Origin of the sequence: Nocardia mexicana NBRC 108244, from assembly GCF_001613165.1 — a bacterium.
Classification (GTDB): Bacteria; Actinomycetota; Actinomycetes; order Mycobacteriales; family Mycobacteriaceae; genus Nocardia; species Nocardia mexicana.
The window spans coordinates 1-16347 of record NZ_BDBV01000147.1 but is presented as its reverse complement, the minus strand read 5'-3'; the positions used below and the strand labels follow the sequence as shown (position 1 = coordinate 16347).

The following is a 16347-nucleotide window of genomic DNA, read 5'->3' as shown; positions in this document are numbered from 1 at the left end:
GCCGCCGCGCCCGTCGCCGGAACCGGCCCCCGAGCCGTCGCCCGCCCCGGCGTCGCCGCAGTCGACGACGCCCGCGCCGGGGCCGGTGCCCGAGGCCGCGCCGCCCAAGCCCGAGGTGGAACCGCAAACCCCCGCTCCCGGACAGGTTTTCAACGGTTTCGTGGTCGGTTCGCTGAACGGCGCGACCGCCGCCTCGCCGCAGGAGAACTTCCAGGCCCTGATGGCCGACGACCCGTTCTACCAGGAGCCGAAGCTGACCGGTTCCGAGAAGCCGGGGCAGGTGCTGAAGGCCAAGAAGGTGGACGTGATGTTCCTCGGGGTGAAACCCGCGAACCTCGACGCCTGGAAGCTCATGTACGTCACCACCGGGCTCGACGGCAAGGCCCCGGTGATCAGCACGGGCATCATGATGGTCCCGCGCGACGGCAAGCCCGCCGGCGAGAAGAAGGTGGTCTCCTATCAGGAGGCCAACGACAGCGTCGGCTGGTCTTGCCATCCGAGCACGCAGTGGACCGGCGGCGACCCGCTCGACGGCTCGTCCTGGTCGGCCCTGGGCCCGCTGGGGATGATGTTCGACAAGGGCTACGCGGTGATGATCTCCGACGTCGGCAACGACGGTGACCGCAAGCCGCACGGCGTCTTCGCGGGCAAGTCCGCCGCGCACGCCCAGCTGGACGGCGTCCGCGCCGCGCTGAGCCAGCGCGAGGCGGGCCTGAACCCGAAGGCTCAGGTGTCGCTGTTCGGTATCGCGGGCGGCGGTGTCGGCGCGGCCGTCTCCAGCGAGATCCAGCCCGACTACGCCCCCGAGCTGGACGTGAAATCGACTGTGCTGGAAGGGATGGTCGTCAACCAGCGCAACTTCATGCGGATCGCGGACGGTTCGGTCGGCTCGGGCTTCGCGTTCGCCACGCTGCTCGGCCTGGAGCCGTACTACCCGGAGATGAAGCTGGACGAGAAGCTGAATCCGCTGGGCAAGCAGGTCGCGGACGTGTTCCGCACGCAGTGTCAGACACCGGCCTACTTCGGGATGCCGATGGTCCCGCTGAAGGCGCTGTTCAAGTCCGGGCAGAGCCCGGCCGAGGAGCCCGCGTTCCAGCACGTGTTCGACGACAACGAGCTCGGGAAGTCCGGCACGCCGAAGTCGAAGGTGCTGATCAGTTCGTGTGCCGCCGACGATTCGCCGATGTCGCTGGTCCCGGCGGCCGATGCCCGCCACCTCGCCGACACCTACCGGTCGAGGGGCACCGACGTCACCTACAAGCCGACCGACTGCAGCATGCCCAGGATGCTGGGCGACCTGTACGGCTGGGGCACAGACCTTTTCGGTATGCAGACCATCGACTGGATGGACAGCAAGTTCGACTGAGGGAGAACACCATGGCGATCGTGGACGCCGCGATCTATCTGCTCACCTTCGGACCGTTTGCGGTGGCGAAGCAGATCCTGCAGGCAATGCACCTGAGCTGACCCGGCTACGGAGCCGAGGCAGCGCGTGAGCTGACGAAAAGCGAAGGGCGGTGGAGCGATCCACCGCCCTTTCGCATGTCCGCGGTGGATTGCGCCTCGGTCGCCGGTCGACTCGCTACCTGTTGGCAATTTGTCCCCTTCGTCCCGGTGGCTTAGCATTCGGCGGGATTGACGTCGGACGCGCCGGATTCGAAATACCAGGTGCCGTCCGTATGGCGGTAATCTCTCAGCCCCGGGCAAGGGTGGGCGTCGGAGACGTATTTCGTACCGCCTTCGGTGGATAGTTATCAGCTGGTAATCGCAACGATGCGGGTTGCGATCGCGTGCGCGACCTCGACGACGGCGGAAGGTTGGTTCACGATGCGGATCGGCGCCCTGGTGCGCGGTGCGGGCCTGGCACTGGCGGCGGTGGTCGGGTTGGGACTCATATCGGCGAGTCCGGCCGTCGCCGCCTCGGAGGTGGATCGCTATCTCGATCTGCCGCTGGTCAACCGGAAGGCGGCGGAGGGCCCGGGCGGGGTGAACCCCGAATTGCCCTATGACCATGCGGAACTCGGCCGCCTGCTGGATCAGGCGCGGGCCGAGGGTGTGGCGCCCACGCGGTATGCCGCACTGCTGTACCAGTACTGGCTGGTGGATGCGACCGGCAAGGCGGGCATCGACCTGCGGTCGTGGGATCCGCGGGCGGGCGTGCAGGCCAACCGTGAGAATCTGATCAAGTCCTACCGCTATTACGAGGATCTGCAGCTGGCCCATCGAGAACTGCAGTGGGCCGGGATGGGCGGCCAGGTGGGCGCCGACTTCGGCGGCGGGCTGGTCGATTTCGAGCTCATGACGAATATCTACGACCTGCCGGGTATCTCCGACGCGGCACGCGGAGTGCTCGGTGCGGTGGAGCAGGCCGCAGGGCCGCAGGCGGTCGCCATGCTCCCGACCGGTCTGCGGGCGCTGGCCGAGGCGGGACCGCAGATGACGCCGGAGGATCTGCGCTGGATCCTCGGGATGATCCTGGTGATGCAGAAGAACATCTTCTCCGACCTGATGCCGATGCACGACGCCTATGTCACCGAGGGGATTTCGGCGCTGGAGGAGTTCCAGGCGGCGGGGCTGTTCGGCGGCGACATCATGGACGCCTGGCGCGATATCGCCTCCGGCGAGCACGACCGGATCGCCGACGGCAACGGCACCCTGCTGCGGCGCGAACAGCAGTGGGCGATCGGCGCGCAGTGGGACGAGGTGCGCGCCTACAAGGGTTCGGTCGGCGAGGCCATCACCTATCTGAGTGGTGCGGCCGGATCGCCGTCGGTGGCCGGTGTGGTGCCGCCGCGCGAATTCCGCCCGGTGCGTGTGCCTTTCACGGGATCCGACGGCCGTGCGATGCTGCTGACCCTGCCGCTGCCGGACTGGAACTGGTCGGTGCTGGACGCGCGCTGGGATTACATCACCACCGAGTTGCTGCCGAAGTACAAGTACCAGGTCGAAAACAATTGGCCCGCGCTGGAAGCCACGATGCGCACCCCGTACGAGGTGCAGCTCGAATCGCATCGCCCGCTGCTGAACATCCCGCAGCTGCTGGGATCCGCGGCGAGCGAGTTGAAGGTCACCCCTGCCGGGCAGGAGGGTTGAGGCCCGTGCGAGGGTTCCGTGGCACCCGGTCGGACAGGAAGGTTGACATGCGCACACGGACTCTCGTCGCGACGGTTGCGGCTCTGGCCATGGTGTACGGGGGAGCGGGAACCGTTGCGGCCGATCCGGTTCCGCCGCAGACACCCGGGCTGGACAAGGTGTTCAACGGTTTCGTCGTCGGATCCCTGCAGGGGGCGACCCCCGCCTCGCCGCAGGAGATATTTCAGGGTCTGAGGGCCGACGACCCGTTCTATCAGGAGCCCGCGCTCACCGGGACCGAGCAGCCGGGCACGGTGCTGAAGGCCAAGAAGGTCGACGTGCTGTTCACCGGGCTGAAGCCCGCGAACCTCGACGCCTGGAAGCTGATGTACGTCACCACCGAGCTCGACGGTGTCACCCCGGCGATCAGCACCGGCATCCTGATGATCCCGCGAGATGGCAAGCCCGCCGGTGAGAAGAAGCTCGTCTCCTATCAGGAGGCCAACGACAGCGTGGGCGCGGGCTGCCATCCGAGCACGCAGTGGACCGGCGGCGACCCGCTCGACGGCGCCTCGTGGTCGGCGCTCGGACCGCTGGCGCTGCTGTTCGGCAAGGGCCACGCGGTGATGATCTCCGATGTCGGCAACGATGCCGATCCCCGCCCGCACGGCGTATTCGCGGGTAAGTTCGCCGCGCACACCCAGCTCGACGGCGCCCGAGCGGCCTTGCGCCACACCGACGCCGGACTGGATCCGAATGCGCAGATGGCCCTGTTCGGTATCGCGGGCGGCGGCGTGGGCGCGGCGTTCTCCGCCGAACTCCAGCCCGAATACGCCCCGGAGCTGAACGTGAAATCGACTGTGCTGGAAGGGATGGTCGTCAACCAGCGCAATTTCATGCGGGTCGCCGACGGCGGGGTCGGGTCCGGCTTCGCATTCGCGACCCTGCTCGGGCTGGAGCCGAAGTATCCGGAGATGAAGCTGGACGAGAAGCTGAATCCCGCCGGTCGCACGGTGGCGGACTTCTTCCGGACGCAGTGTCAGGACACGTATTTCGGCATGCCGTTCGTGCCGTTGAATGCCATGTTCAACTCCGGCGTGAGCCCGGCCGACGAGCCCGCGTTCCAGCACGTGTTCGACGACAACGAACTCGGGAAGTCCGGAGCGCCGGGCGGCAAGGTGCTCATCGCCTCGTGCGCCAGGGACGACTCGTTCATGTCGCTGGTCCCGGCGCGCGACTCCCGCCAGCTGGCCGACACCTACCGAGCCCAGGGAACGGACGTCACCTACCAGCCCACCGACTGCAGCATGCTGAAGATGCTCACCGACATGTACGGCTGGGGCACAGACCTTTTCGGCATGCAAACCGTCGACTGGCTCGACAGCAACTTCGACTGAGCCCGGGCATCCCACCGCAAGCCGAGCAGCCCGTCGCCCGGGCATCTCGTCGAAAGGCCGCCGTCGCCCGGGCATCCCCTCGGAAGCCCGCCATCGCCCGGGCATCCCCCCGGAAGCCCGCCGTCGCCCGGGCATCCCCCCGGAAGCCCGCCGTCGCCCGGGCATCCCCCCGCATCCCCGCATTCATCCCGGCACGCTTTTCGCCGGGATGAATGCGGGGCACCACCTACTTCCCCGGAAGCTCGTTGTGCCCGCCGAAGGCCTTGCGCATGGCCGACAGCACCTTGTCCGCGTACAGCGACTCATCGCGCGAGGAGAAGCGCTGGTACAGCGCCGCCGACAGCACCGGCGCGGGCACGCCCTCGTCGATGGCGGCGTGGATGGTCCAGCGGCCCTCGCCCGAATCGGAGACCCGGCCGCCGAACGTGCTCAGCTCCGGATCGGCGTGCAGCGCCTGCGCGGTGAGGTCCAGCAGCCAGGAGGCCACGACCGAGCCGCGCCGCCACACCTCCGTCACCTCCGGCACGTCGATGTCGAACTGGTAGTACTCGGGATTCTCCAGCGGCGTCTCCTCGGCGGAGTGCTTACCGTCGAAGGCCTTGCCGATATTGGCCTTGTGCAGGATGTTCATGCCCTCGGCGTAGGCCTGCATGGCGCCGTACTCGATGCCGTTGTGCACCATCTTCACGAAGTGCCCGGCGCCTGCGGGGCCGCAGTGCAGGTAGCCCTGCTCGGCGGGGGACGGCTCACCGGTGCGGCCGGGGGTGCGCTCGGCGGCCTCCACACCCGGGGCGATGGCCTGCAGCAGCGGCTCGAGGTGCTGCACCGTCTCGGCCTCGCCGCCGATCATCAGGCAGTAGCCACGCTCCAGGCCCCACACGCCGCCGGACGTCCCGATGTCCAGGTAGTGAATGCCCTTGGGGGTGAGGGCCTTCGCGCGCTTGATGTCCTCGTGGTAGCGGCTGTTGCCGCCGTCGATGATGATGTCGCCCGGATCCAGCAGCTCGGCGACCTCGTCGATGACCGCGCCGGTGGCGCCGGCCGGGATCATCACCCAGACGATGCGCGGCTTCTCGAGCAGCGCGACGAAGGCCTTGTAGTCGGTGGCGCCGGTGAACTTGTCGCCGAGCTCGGCGGTGAACTCCTTGATCTGGTCCTCGTGCCGCGAGTAACCGACCGCGGTGTGGCCGTCGCGGACGATGCGCCGCACGATGTTGGCGCCCATCCGGCCGAGCCCGATCATTCCAAGCTGCATCTCATCTCCTCGAGTCGTCCGAGCTCCGGCAGGTCCGAGCTCTGCTGGCTGTGCCCTGGCGGCGCTGTTCGCGACCCTACGTGGTGACGCACGCCGCCGCCGCACCGCAACCGTCCACGATTGTCCTCGGTGCGCCGATCAGAAATTTCTCAGGTCCGTGTGTAACGCCTGTAGCGAGGGACCGATATTCAGGTCGGCTCCGTGCTGTTGCCAGACCCCCGACCCGGCAACCGCGCGGAGCCTTATCTTCTTTCCGGGGCTGTCGGCTATGTGCCCCACCTGACGGGTTTGCCCGTCGGCGGCTGCGATCATGAGCCCATGCTGCACGCGCTGTATCTGGTCGGGATCGCGGCCTTTGCCGCGAGCGGGGTGCTCGCCGCCTACCGGGCCGATATGGACCCGTTCGGCGGCTTGGCCCTGGCCTTCGCGGCCTCGATCTCCGGTGGCACGCTGCGCGACCTGATCCTCGATCGGCATCCGCTGTACTGGACCCACGACTGGGTGCTGCTGACGCTGATCACCGCGGTCGGCGTGGGCACGATCGGCTATCTGCGGTTCTGGCAGCTGCCGCGCCGATCGCTGCTGGTGGTCGATGCCCTCGGGCTCGCCGTGGTGACCGTGATCGGTGCCCGGGCGGCGATCGAATCCGGTGTCACGCCGCTCGCGGTCCTCATTCTGTCGGTGATGACCGGCGTGACGGGCGAGGTCGTCCGCGACGTGCTGTGCGGGGAGTTCCCGCCGCTGCTGCTGCGCGAGGAGGTCTACGCCGTCGCGGCCCTCGCCGGCGCCGCGTGCTACCTGGGCATGGACGCCGCGGGCATCGCCGAGGGCCCGGCCGCCATCGTGTCGGCGGGCCTGGTGTTCGTGCTCCGGATCGCTGCCATCTACTTCGGGGTGCACCTGCCCCGGCCGCACAAGTCGCGGGGCGAGGCCTGATCGGGGTCAGCCGCCCGTCTGCGCCATCTCCACGATTCCTCGGACGCTCACTTTTGCTGTGCCACGGCAATATTCATCGCAATCGTGGCCTGAATCAGCACGTCGGCGACGATCGGAGCCTCACCAGTGGTGGTAGCCGATATGCATTGTGTGCGAACCAATTTGAAGTGTGTCCTACATCACTTTGATTTGCACTAACGTGCCGTGCAGCGGATACGATCGCAGCCGCACGTGGCCACCCGGCTACGGGGGGCCTCTCTAGAACAAACTGATGAGGGTGGTGTGACGACGTGCAGGGTCGGCATCGGAAACTGAACAGCACAACGCGGCGCGTGATATTGCCCGCGGTCGGCGTGATTCCGCTGGCTCTGCTGGTCGCGTGCGGCAATTCCGCCGATCAGGCAGTGAAGTCGTCCACGAGCGCGGCCGCGCCGACCACCGGCTCCCCGTCGAGCCAGCAGCCCACGCAGCCGAAGCAGCCCGACACTCCGACCACCCCGCCCCGTGGCGAGCAGGTGAAGCCGCCGTCCCGCCCCGCGGGCCCGACCACCTCCCAGCCCGGCGTGGCCCCGCGCGGCTCCGACAACCTCATCGCCCCGCGCCCCGGCCAGGTCCAGCCCGGCGTCACCACCCCGGCCCCGCCGCGCCCCGCCCCGCCGAACGCGGATTACGTTGTCCCCCCGAACTTCCGCCCCATCCCGAAGGACAGCGCCCCCGGCAAGTCGGCCCCGGGCATCAACTGGCAGAACCTCCACGCCCCCCAGGCAGTGGAACCGGTGGCCCCGATCGCCCCACCCCCGCGCACCGTCCGCTTCGGTGACTTCACCGCCCCGGCCCCCAACGAGGTCCCGGACGACATCCTCTACGGCGTCAACACCACCGTCGCCCAGGCCGAAGCCAATATGGCCACCGGCCTGAAGTCCGTCGGCATCAACGGAAGTCGATCCGACAAGGTCGCCGCGGGGACGATGGCCGGCGCAGCGGCCGGTGCCGCCGCCGCGGGTATTCCCGCAGCAATTGTCGGCGCCGTGCCCGGTGCGGTAATTGGTGGCGTGATCGGCGGAGCGATCGGTTCAACTATGGCTGCTCCGACTCTCGCCACATCAATTCCCGCCGGTGTCGCGATCGGCGCGGCTGTCGGTGGCGCGATCGGTGCCGCGGTCGTCGGTATTCCTTTCGCCATCGGTGGTGGCATAGCTGGCGGCGCTATCGGCGGTGCGTTCGGTGCCGGTGTGGACAGTGCGCCTGTCAATGACGCACCGGCCCCGGACGCAAATAGCGACGCCGCCGCCGAAGCTGGGATCGAATCCGCGGCCTGATCGACTCCCGACCGAGGAGCCATCACTGGAGGGCCCGGCTCCGATCGGGTCGCCCAGTGGCCTTCGGGAAACTGTCGTTCTTGCTCCGGCGTCCTGAAACTCGTTGCGCCATATTTCTTTCCTACAGTGATGCGGTCTGGAGTTGATCCGGATCCATATGCAGTTGCCGGACGGGGCAGCGTGCACCGGTGACGGTAAGGTTAACGTCTCGACAAGGGGGATTCTCTTGAAAAACATTGTGCGGATTTCATTATTGAGCGTGTCGGCCGCTGCGCTCGGGTTGTTGGGGATGGGCACTGCAACGGCAGCACCGCCGGTCGCCGTGCCGGAGCCGGGCGGGATTATCCGCATGGACTATGCGCCGGGTGAATGGTGGTCGTGTGTGGGGTACAGCCTGCAGCCGCCGTTCTACCACTCTGGTCCGGGGCTGGGATATCAGTTCTTCCTCGGGCCCGAGCAGCACGAGTATCTGCAGTTCACGCCGGGCGCTGACGTGTGGATCGTTTGCAATGGCACCGGATTGCCATTCCAGCACTACGGCCCGATCGTCAAGGCGGGCATGTAGTCCGGCGTCGTCCGCTGGCGATTCCTCGCTGGTCTCGGCGCTTTCGAACGCTCTCTTGACCTGTAGCTTGGTTTAGGTTTCATTATGGGGTGGTGACTGATGATGGAATCACCCTGATTGATGCTTGGGAGCTGCCGGAGGAGCGGATCGACGAGTCCGTCGTGCGCTGGCGGGAGCGGGTTGGGCTCATTCGGAGCGCGGCCGGGTTTCGGGATGCTCGGTTGCATCGGAGGGTTGAGGTGGGGTCTCGGCTCGGGTTGGTCAATGTGGCTCACTGGGACAGTGTCGAGGCGCGGGACGAGGCGCTGGCGGATCCGGGGTTCACCGCGTCGGCCGCCACCGCGACGGGCTATGCCACCGTGCACGGTGGCTGGTATCGGGTGGCGGCCGAATTCCGCACGGCGGGAGGCGGTTCGGGCGAAGGGCCGGGTATCACCTTCATCAATGCCTTCGAGCTGCCCGCCGAGCGGATCGACGAGTTTCTGCCGCACTGGCGCGGGCGCGCGGAGTTGATGAGCGAGGTGCCTGGCTTCCGGGACAACCGGCTGCACCGTGCGGTGGACCGGGACACGCATTTTCAGCTGGTCAACATCGCGCACTGGGACAGCGCCGAAGCCTGGCGCGCGGCAGGTGACGACCCCCGATTCCGGCAGCGCCTGACGGCCTCACCGGATTTCGCCGTCCCCAACCCCGCGCTCTTCCGGATCGCCGCCGAGTTCTGATTACACTCGGGCACACCATGCCAGATCTGCTCGGTATCAACCATCTGACACTGTCCACGACCGACCTCGACCGCCTCGTGGCGTACTACACCGAATTACTCGGAGCGACACTCGCTTTCGAGCGCGCGTCGACCGCCGCGGACCCCAGGATCGCGGTGCTCGATGTCGGCGGCGCGGACCACCTGATGATCGTCGAGACCGACACGGCCGCGTTCCCCGACCTCGACCCGCTGGGCCGAGCCGGCTGGGGCCTGCGCGTGGGGACGCACGCCCAGCTGAGCGAGGTCCGCGAACGAATCCTGGCCGCCGGATGGTCGGCCGGGCAGATCGAGACCCTGCCCACCCAGTGGACGATGACCGCTCGGGATCCCGATGGGCGACCCGTGGATGTCCGAGCCCATCGCCCGCGAAGCGCGTAGTGTGCGCTGCCGGGCGACAACCCCGGCAGCACAACCGATTACACCGCCGCCTGCAGGTCGGCCACGATGGTTTCGATGCGATTCGTGGCCTGCGCCGCCCAGTGCGGATGGGTGGTGACATAGAGGCGGTCCGCCTCGACGGCCGACAGAATGATCTCCGCGGCGCGCTCGGCGGGCATGACCTCGTTCGCCAATTGGCTGACGGCGCCGAGGGCGGGAGCGAACCGTTCCCACTGCTCGGGGGTGAGCGCGCCGAACCATCCGTCGCTGGGCTGCGGCGGCAGCGAATCGCCGTCTCCGAGCCAGGATTGGTCGCCGTCGGTGACGCCGCGCAGCATCTGGGTGTCGACCGGCCCGGGGCACACCACGGTCACGCCGATCCCCGGCGACAACACACCCAGTTCGCCGTGCAGCGCCTCCGTCAGCGAGACCACGGCGTGCTTGCTCGCGGTGTACGGGCTGTTGAACAGGCCTGTGGTGACACCGGCCATCGATGCGGTGTTGACGATATGGCCGCGCCCCGCCGCGACCATATGCGGGACGAACGCGCGCATGCCGTTGACGACGCCCTGCACATTCACCGACCAGATCCGTTGCCAGTCTTCGGGTTCCACCAACCAGATCGGCCCGCCCGCGCTGATCCCGGCATTGTTGAACACCAGGTCGACCCGGCCGTAACGCTCCAGGGCGGTATCGGCCAGCCGCTGAACCTGTACCGGATCGGCGACATCCGTCGGCACCGCCATCGCGTCCGACCCGATCTCGTCGGCAACCTTCGCCACCGCCTCGCCGTCGATATCGGCGAGCACGACCCGTATTCCGCGGGCGCACAGCGCCTCCGCGATCGCACGTCCGATTCCATTGGCGGCACCGGTCACCACCGCGACCTGCCCGGTCTCCAGTTTCATGGCATTCCCCAGCTTTCGGGAGAAGTGGCGCGGCCGAACAACGTAACCAGTTGGGCCGCATAGAATTCCACATCGTGCACCGGATCCGACGCATGCCGGATCGCGATGGTGTCGATGGCCGCGCGAATGGCCACCGCCATCACGTGCGGATCGAAATCGACGAAATCCCCGGCGCTCTGGCCTGCGCGCAGGGCCGCCTCGAGCGGGGGGAGCGGAGACCCGACATCGGCGAGGAACGCCTCCCCGAGGGCCGCCCGCGCATTGCTGTTGAGCTCGATGAGCGCCCGCAGCACGGCGGTCCGCTCCCGCATGAACTCCATATTCGCGGTGATGTACGCGGCCAGTTGCGCCCGATGGCCGGTCGCCGCCAGTAGCCGCGGCTGAATGAACTCCGTCGCAGCGTCTTTCGCCGCCTCCGCGACGGCCCGCATCAGCTCTTCCTTGCCGCTGAAGTGGTAGGAGATCAGCCTGGTGCTGCTGAGGCCGGCGTGCTGGGCGATCTTCGCGAACGACGTCTGCGCGTAACCGGACTCGGAAAGTACCTCGATCGTCGCGGCCACGATCTGCCTGCGCCGCTCCGTGGCGGCGGGCGAGAGCGACTCGTCTGTTACTCGCACAAGTAAGAAGTTACTTGTGCGAGTAACAGAGCGCAAGATGTGGTCCACCACAGGCGACCGACAGGGCCTCGGATGGTCGCGCGCCCAATGGGTGACTGTTTCCCGCGAGCCCCGGAGCAGGGCGGTATGTCGTGGAATGCTGAGGGGATGGTTGCTTTCGTGGCGGCGGTGCGCCGGTGACTTCCGATTCGGAGCTGGATCCCGCGGCGGTCGAGATCGGCAGTTTCTATCCGCAGTCGCCGGATACCGTGTGGCGTGCCCTGACGGAGCCGGACCTGGTCGAGCGGTGGCTGATGCGGTCGACGGGGTTATCGGCATCGGTCGGAACGCATTTCATTTTCGCGATTCCGACCGAGCCGACCGGCGAAATCGCCTGTGAGGTCCTGGAAGCGCGGCCCGGTGCGCAACTGACGTTCAGCTGGGTCGACCTGCGTGCGCGATATCCCGCCCGCTGGGTCCTCGACTGGACGATCGAGCCGCAGGGCCGCGGCACCCGACTGCTGTTGACGCAGACCGGTTTCGACATCACCGACCGCCGGCAGAAGATGGCCCGCAATGCCATGGAGCGGGGCTGGAAGGTGGCGCTGTCGCGCCTTCGCGAGGTGCTCGACGACAGCGCCACCGGCCGTTAGTCCCCGACCGCTCCGCAGGAGATGTTGACCTGGGTGGAGGTCAGGGTGCGTCCGCGCTCGGAGGCGACGAAGGCCGCGACGTGACCGATATCGGCCAGGGTCGCCGCCCGGCCGAGCAGCGTCGCGTCGTGGATACCCTGGCGCGCGGCCTCGGTTTCCGGGATATCGGGGAAGGTTTCCGGAATGCCGCCGGTCAGCAGCGTCACCAGTCGGACGCCGTGCGGGCCGAGCTCACACGCCCACTGGCGGCGCAGCGCCTCCACGGTATCGAAGCCGACCTGAACATTGCCGAGTCCGGGCATCTTGTTCGTCGGGTCGGAGCCACCGAAGAAGAGGATGGCCCCGGACTTCTGCTCGATCATGTGCCGCGCGGCGGCCTTGGTGGTCACCAGCTGAGCGGTGACGAGCTGGGCCATCGCGGCGGCGAAATCGGCCACGGAGATATCGATGAGCGGTTGGAAGATCGCGGTCTGGGAGATCACGTTGACCGAGATATCCAGGCTGCCCGCCTTTTCGACCACCGCGTCGGCGTGGTCGGAGACCGCGGCGGCGTCGAACACATCCACGACGGCGGTTTCGGCGCGGCCCCCCTCGGCGCGGATCTTCTCCGCGGCGGCATCGAGGGTGGCGGCGGTGCGCCCGACCAGGAAGCAGTTGGCTCCCTCGGCCGCAAAGCCTCTGGCCATCGCGGATCCGATGGACCCGCCGCCCCCGTAGATCACGGCCGTCTTGTCTTCGAGCAACATGTTCTTTCTCCTTCGGTTTGCCCTGTGGGAGAAGCTATTGCGCCGGTATCGGCGGCCGCATCAGTCGGGTTACCGGCGTCTGCCGATCTCGAATGCCGGCGAATAAGTCATCCGCTGCCCGGAACGCTCCGCGCGATGGTGGGTCACAGCTCGAGCTGGGCCAGCTCGATCCGCCGTGTCACACCGAGTTTCGGATATGCCTTGTACAGGTGATGCCCCACGGTCCGCGGACTGAGGAACAACCGGGCGCCGATCTCCTTGTTGCTGTGCCCCGCCGCCGCCAGCCGTATCACCTGAACCTCCTGCGGTGTCAGGAGTTTCAGCGGATCGCTGCGCTGTGTGGTCGGCTGCTCCCCAAGGGCGGCCAGCTCGACACGCGCGCGATCGGCCCACACCCGGGCGCCGACGCGGTCGAAAGCGTCCGTCGCCTCGACCAATTGGGAGCGTGCGTCGGAACGCCGGCGCCGACGGCGTAGCCATTCGCCGAACACCAGCTGGGTCCGGGCCCGGTCATAAGGACCGCCGTGCTTCTCGTGCAGCCGTGCCGCGGTGAGGTAATGCTCCTCTGCCGCATCGTCTCCGGCCGAAAGCAACGCCCGGCAGCGGTGCACAAGCGCTGTGCCCAAGGGACTTCGAACATGCTGTGCCCAATGCTCGTAAGCCGGAAGGTGATCGCGGGCGCGCTCGAGCTGTCCGGCGCGGACTGCGGCCTCCACATGATCGGGAACGGCCCGGATCAGAAAGTCGTGGGCGGCGGGCCCCGTGCACACATCGTCGAGGGCATCGAGCGCCGCATCGAATCGTCCGGCGGCGAGGTCCGCGATCGCGAGCCCCCACGACGCGAGCGCACCGTTGGTCGGATGCCGCCCGGACAGGTACGGGCAGACCTCCGCGGCGAGCGCCCGTGATCTCTCCTCGTCACCCGTGACCGCGGCCAGCCACACTTCGATCGCCCGCAGCACCGCGGCCTCGGTCGGCAATTCCAATTCGAGACAAAGCGAAACACCCTCTGCCACAGATGTTTCCGCCTGCACGAACTGGCCGCTGAGCAGCTGCGACAGTGCCACGAACTCCAGCGAGTAGGGAATCCAGAGCACGGCTCCGGTGCCGCGGGCCTGGTCGAGCAGCTCGTCCATCACGGCCGCCGTGCCCGCGTCGTCGGCCAGCATCACACCGCTGAACGCCGCCGCGATCTTGTGCAGATTGTCGACATGATCGCCGTGCGCCGCACCGAGTTGTCTCACCATGGCGTCGACCGCCGATTCGGGACGTCCGGTGAGGAAGTCGGCCCAGGCGACCTGTCCCGCCACATGGGGCCGCAGCGGTGAATCTGGAGTCAGGTGAAGAGATTTCAGGTGCGCTGCGGCTCGCTCGAGGAGATCGAGCCGTCCCGCATCACGGGCACAGCACACCGCCTCGGTCAGGATGAACACCGCACGCTCGGGATCGTCTCGCACGACGAGGTCCGCGGCGGTCAATGCCAGTTCGGCGTCCGCGGCGGGCGAGGTGCGCTCGTACTCGATCTGGGCCTTGATATGTGTTGCGTCGGCGACGATTCCGCTGTCGGCGGTCAGCGAGGCGGCCTCTCCGGCGAGACGGGTCGCGCGGTCGGATCGTCCCGCGTCGTAGGCGGCGCGGGCCGCCAGCAGCAGGCGCCGGGCGCGTTGCTCCGGATCGATGCTCAACCGTCCGGCGCGGTCGTACGCCGCCGAAACCGCCATCGCTCCACCGCGATACTGCGCGCGGCGCGCGGTGCTCTCCAGTTCTTCGGCCACCGTTTCGTCGGGACCGGTCGTGGCGGCGGCGAGATGCCAGGCCCGCCGGTCGGCCTCCGCGTCCGCCGTCAATGCCCGGGCGAAGGTCTCGTGCACCGCGATTCGCTGATGATGCGTCGCCTGTTGATACGCCGCCGCGCGAATCAGGGGGTGCCGGAACGACAGTCGGTCGGTGGACACGATGACGAGGTCGGCGTGTTCGGCAGGTTCCAGATCGGCGGCGGTGAGACCGAATTCGGTGGCGACGCGCAGGATCGTGTCGACGCCCGCCCCGGCATCGGCGGCCGCGATCAGCAGCAGTGTGCCTGTGGCCGTGGGAAGTTCGGCGATCTGGGCCCGGAAGCTGTCCTGCACCCGCCGGGCCACGGGCAGCGGGCCGACTTCGTGCACCGGATCCGCGTTCCCGGCGCGTTCGGCGGACCGCCGCGCGGTGCCCAATTCGATGAGGGCCAGCGGATTTCCGGCCGATTCGGCCAGCACCCGCTCGCGCCCCGGCACGGTGAGCCCGGGGGCACGCTCGTCGAGCAGTTCCGCCGCGACGTCCCGCGGCAGTCCGTTCAGTCGCAGCGTGTCGAGGCCCGGCGTCGCGAACGGCAGCGCGGTCTCCCGCACGGCCAGGACCACCGCGATGGGGTCGGCATGGAAGCGGCGCGTCGCGAACAGCAGTGCGTCGGAGGAACTGCGGTCGAGCCACTGCGCATCGTCGACCAGGACCAGCGTCGGCGTCTCGGCCGCCAGCTCGGCCAGCAGCGTCAGGGTGGCCGCGCCGACCAGGAACCGGTTCGCCTCGGGGGCCTCGATCTGCCCGAACGCCGCCCGCAACGCCGCGGCCTGCGGGCCGGGCAATGTGTCCAGCCGATCCAGATACGGGTAGAGCAGCAGGTGCAGCGCGCCGAAGGCCAGCTCGGCCTCGGATTCCACGCCGACTCCGCGCACCACCCGCATCCCCGCCGCGGCGTCAGCGGCGTACTCCACCAGCGCGGACTTCCCGATCCCCGCCTCGCCCCGGAGCACCAGCGCGCGGCTGCTCCCGCCCGCCGCATCGGCCAGCAGCCTATCGATCTCGGCCCGCTCGCCGTACCGCCCTGACAACACGCTCGCCAGCGTAACCGCGGTTTCTGGAACCGGTACCTGCTTCGCGGCCTGCCCCGGCCCGCGGCGCTCCAGTTCGTGCCGCTCGGCGTTTGCGTGCGGTACAGGGGTGCAGACGCCGAAGAGATGTGCGGGCCGAGCGCTACGGCGGGTTGGCCGCCCCGAGATGTACCGGCTGGTTGAAGTCGTGTGATGGTCGGATGATGAGGAGATGCGGTCCTTGACGGAATGTGTGCGGGACGCGGTGGACCGGTCGGTCGCTGTGGGGGAGGGTACCGCCGTGGTCGACGCGGGGTCCGGGATCGTCCAGTGGCTGGCGGCCGCCGAGGGCGTATTCCACATCGAGGTCGTGGCCCCGGCCCGCCATCGCCACCGAACGCTCCGGCAGCGGCTGCGCGGGCGCCCCGAGCCCGACATCCCGGACTTCGACGAACGGCAACTCGCAACCCTCACCGATCTCGGCTTCAGGAAGGCCCGCCAGGACGAAGTCGGCCGCGCCCCAACCCAACTCCGCCCCCACATACTCCGCGCAGACGACGCAGGGCTCGACCGCGAGCACGTGGTGCACGTGATCGTCACCGTGCTGCACGACATCATGGAGGTCCGGGACGCCTCGGATATTTCGATCGAAATCTTCTGAGCGCCAAGGCGTAACGGTGGTACGTGTCGGCCGAAGGCACCGGTCGATGGTTGCTCACATCGCGCTGCCATCCGAGATGCCGTGCTGCCCGCGGGCATTACGCCGGAACGGCCGCAGGTCGTTGTGCCTAGGCGTCCCGGGCGAACTCCGTTTCGAATTGCCTGCCCAAGGTCGAGCGCACCTGCGCCGCAATGCGATCCACATCGCCACGTTCCGCCGGTGGCAGCGGCGCGCCCACCGCGGCGCGGGCGC

General features: G+C 68.2%; 15 protein-coding genes. 10 read left to right on the top strand and 5 right to left on the bottom strand.

Annotation, left to right across the window (positions count from 1 at the left end):
- The first annotated feature begins 85 nt into the window (after positions 1-85).
- The 3 genes from NM1_RS39550 (at position 86) to NM1_RS39540 (ending at position 4469) form a co-directional block, all read left to right on the top strand.
- Positions 86-1366, top strand: a complete 1281-nt coding sequence (locus NM1_RS39550) for a lipase family protein (protein WP_068032793.1) — start codon at positions 86-88, stop codon at positions 1364-1366.
- Positions 1367-1827: 461 nt separating this feature from the next.
- Positions 1828-3093: a hypothetical protein gene (locus tag NM1_RS39545; protein WP_068032795.1), complete on the top strand. Its 1266-nt coding sequence runs from the start codon at positions 1828-1830 to the stop codon at positions 3091-3093.
- A gap of 47 nt (positions 3094-3140) precedes the next feature.
- Positions 3141-4469: a lipase family protein gene (locus tag NM1_RS39540; protein ID WP_068032791.1), complete on the top strand. Its 1329-nt coding sequence runs from the start codon at positions 3141-3143 to the stop codon at positions 4467-4469.
- 226 nt (positions 4470-4695) lie between these two features.
- On the opposite strand, the gene gnd is transcribed toward NM1_RS39540, so the two are convergent.
- Entirely contained in the window at positions 4696-5724 is a 1029-nt protein-coding gene (gene gnd, locus NM1_RS39535; RefSeq protein WP_068032789.1) for a phosphogluconate dehydrogenase (NAD(+)-dependent, decarboxylating), read from the bottom strand.
- 318 nt (positions 5725-6042) lie between these two features.
- Between gnd and NM1_RS39530 the strand changes: the two genes are divergently transcribed.
- The 5 genes from NM1_RS39530 (at position 6043) to NM1_RS39510 (ending at position 9685) form a co-directional block, all read left to right on the top strand.
- Positions 6043-6660, top strand: coding sequence for a trimeric intracellular cation channel family protein (locus NM1_RS39530; RefSeq protein WP_068032787.1), 618 nt, complete (start codon positions 6043-6045; stop codon positions 6658-6660).
- A 332-nt stretch (positions 6661-6992) separates the two neighbouring features.
- Positions 6993-7979 carry a superantigen-like protein SSL4 gene (locus tag NM1_RS39525; protein WP_068032785.1) on the top strand — a complete coding sequence of 329 codons (987 nt, stop codon included), beginning with the start codon at positions 6993-6995 and terminating at the stop codon, positions 7977-7979.
- A gap of 157 nt (positions 7980-8136) precedes the next feature.
- Complete coding sequence (locus tag NM1_RS39520; protein ID WP_068032783.1) at positions 8137-8544, top strand: hypothetical protein; 408 nt, start codon at positions 8137-8139, stop codon at positions 8542-8544.
- Between the two features lie 92 nt (positions 8545-8636).
- Positions 8637-9266 (top strand): antibiotic biosynthesis monooxygenase family protein, encoded by a 630-nt coding sequence (locus tag NM1_RS39515; protein WP_174556962.1) that lies wholly within the window; start codon positions 8637-8639, stop codon positions 9264-9266.
- 17 nt (positions 9267-9283) lie between these two features.
- Positions 9284-9685 carry a VOC family protein gene (locus tag NM1_RS39510; protein ID WP_068032780.1) on the top strand — a complete coding sequence of 134 codons (402 nt, stop codon included), beginning with the start codon at positions 9284-9286 and terminating at the stop codon, positions 9683-9685.
- A 38-nt stretch (positions 9686-9723) separates the two neighbouring features.
- On the opposite strand, the gene NM1_RS39505 is transcribed toward NM1_RS39510, so the two are convergent.
- Both NM1_RS39505 and NM1_RS39500 read right to left on the bottom strand, forming a co-directional pair.
- Positions 9724-10593: an SDR family oxidoreductase gene (locus NM1_RS39505; RefSeq protein WP_068032778.1), complete on the bottom strand. Its 870-nt coding sequence runs from the start codon at positions 10591-10593 to the stop codon at positions 9724-9726.
- Positions 10590-11210 carry a TetR/AcrR family transcriptional regulator gene (locus NM1_RS39500; RefSeq protein ID WP_068032776.1) on the bottom strand — a complete coding sequence of 207 codons (621 nt, stop codon included), beginning with the start codon at positions 11208-11210 and terminating at the stop codon, positions 10590-10592. The genes NM1_RS39505 and NM1_RS39500 overlap by 4 nt, the downstream gene beginning before the upstream one ends.
- Before the next feature lie 176 nt (positions 11211-11386).
- Between NM1_RS39500 and NM1_RS39495 the strand changes: the two genes are divergently transcribed.
- Entirely contained in the window at positions 11387-11842 is a 456-nt protein-coding gene (locus NM1_RS39495; protein WP_068032775.1) for an SRPBCC family protein, read from the top strand.
- Here the strand turns inward: NM1_RS39495 and NM1_RS39490 are convergent.
- A complete protein-coding gene (locus tag NM1_RS39490; protein WP_068032773.1) occupies positions 11839-12588 on the bottom strand; it encodes an SDR family NAD(P)-dependent oxidoreductase in 750 nt (249 codons plus the stop codon). The two genes, NM1_RS39495 and NM1_RS39490, sit on opposite strands and share 4 nt — an antisense overlap.
- Positions 12589-12731: 143 nt before the next feature.
- Positions 12732-15458: an ATP-binding protein gene (locus tag NM1_RS39485; RefSeq protein ID WP_068032770.1), complete on the bottom strand. Its 2727-nt coding sequence runs from the start codon at positions 15456-15458 to the stop codon at positions 12732-12734.
- A gap of 208 nt (positions 15459-15666) precedes the next feature.
- Between NM1_RS39485 and NM1_RS39480 the strand changes: the two genes are divergently transcribed.
- Complete coding sequence (locus NM1_RS39480) at positions 15667-16095, top strand: hypothetical protein (protein ID WP_246011530.1); 429 nt, start codon at positions 15667-15669, stop codon at positions 16093-16095.
- Positions 16096-16347 lie beyond the last annotated feature (252 nt).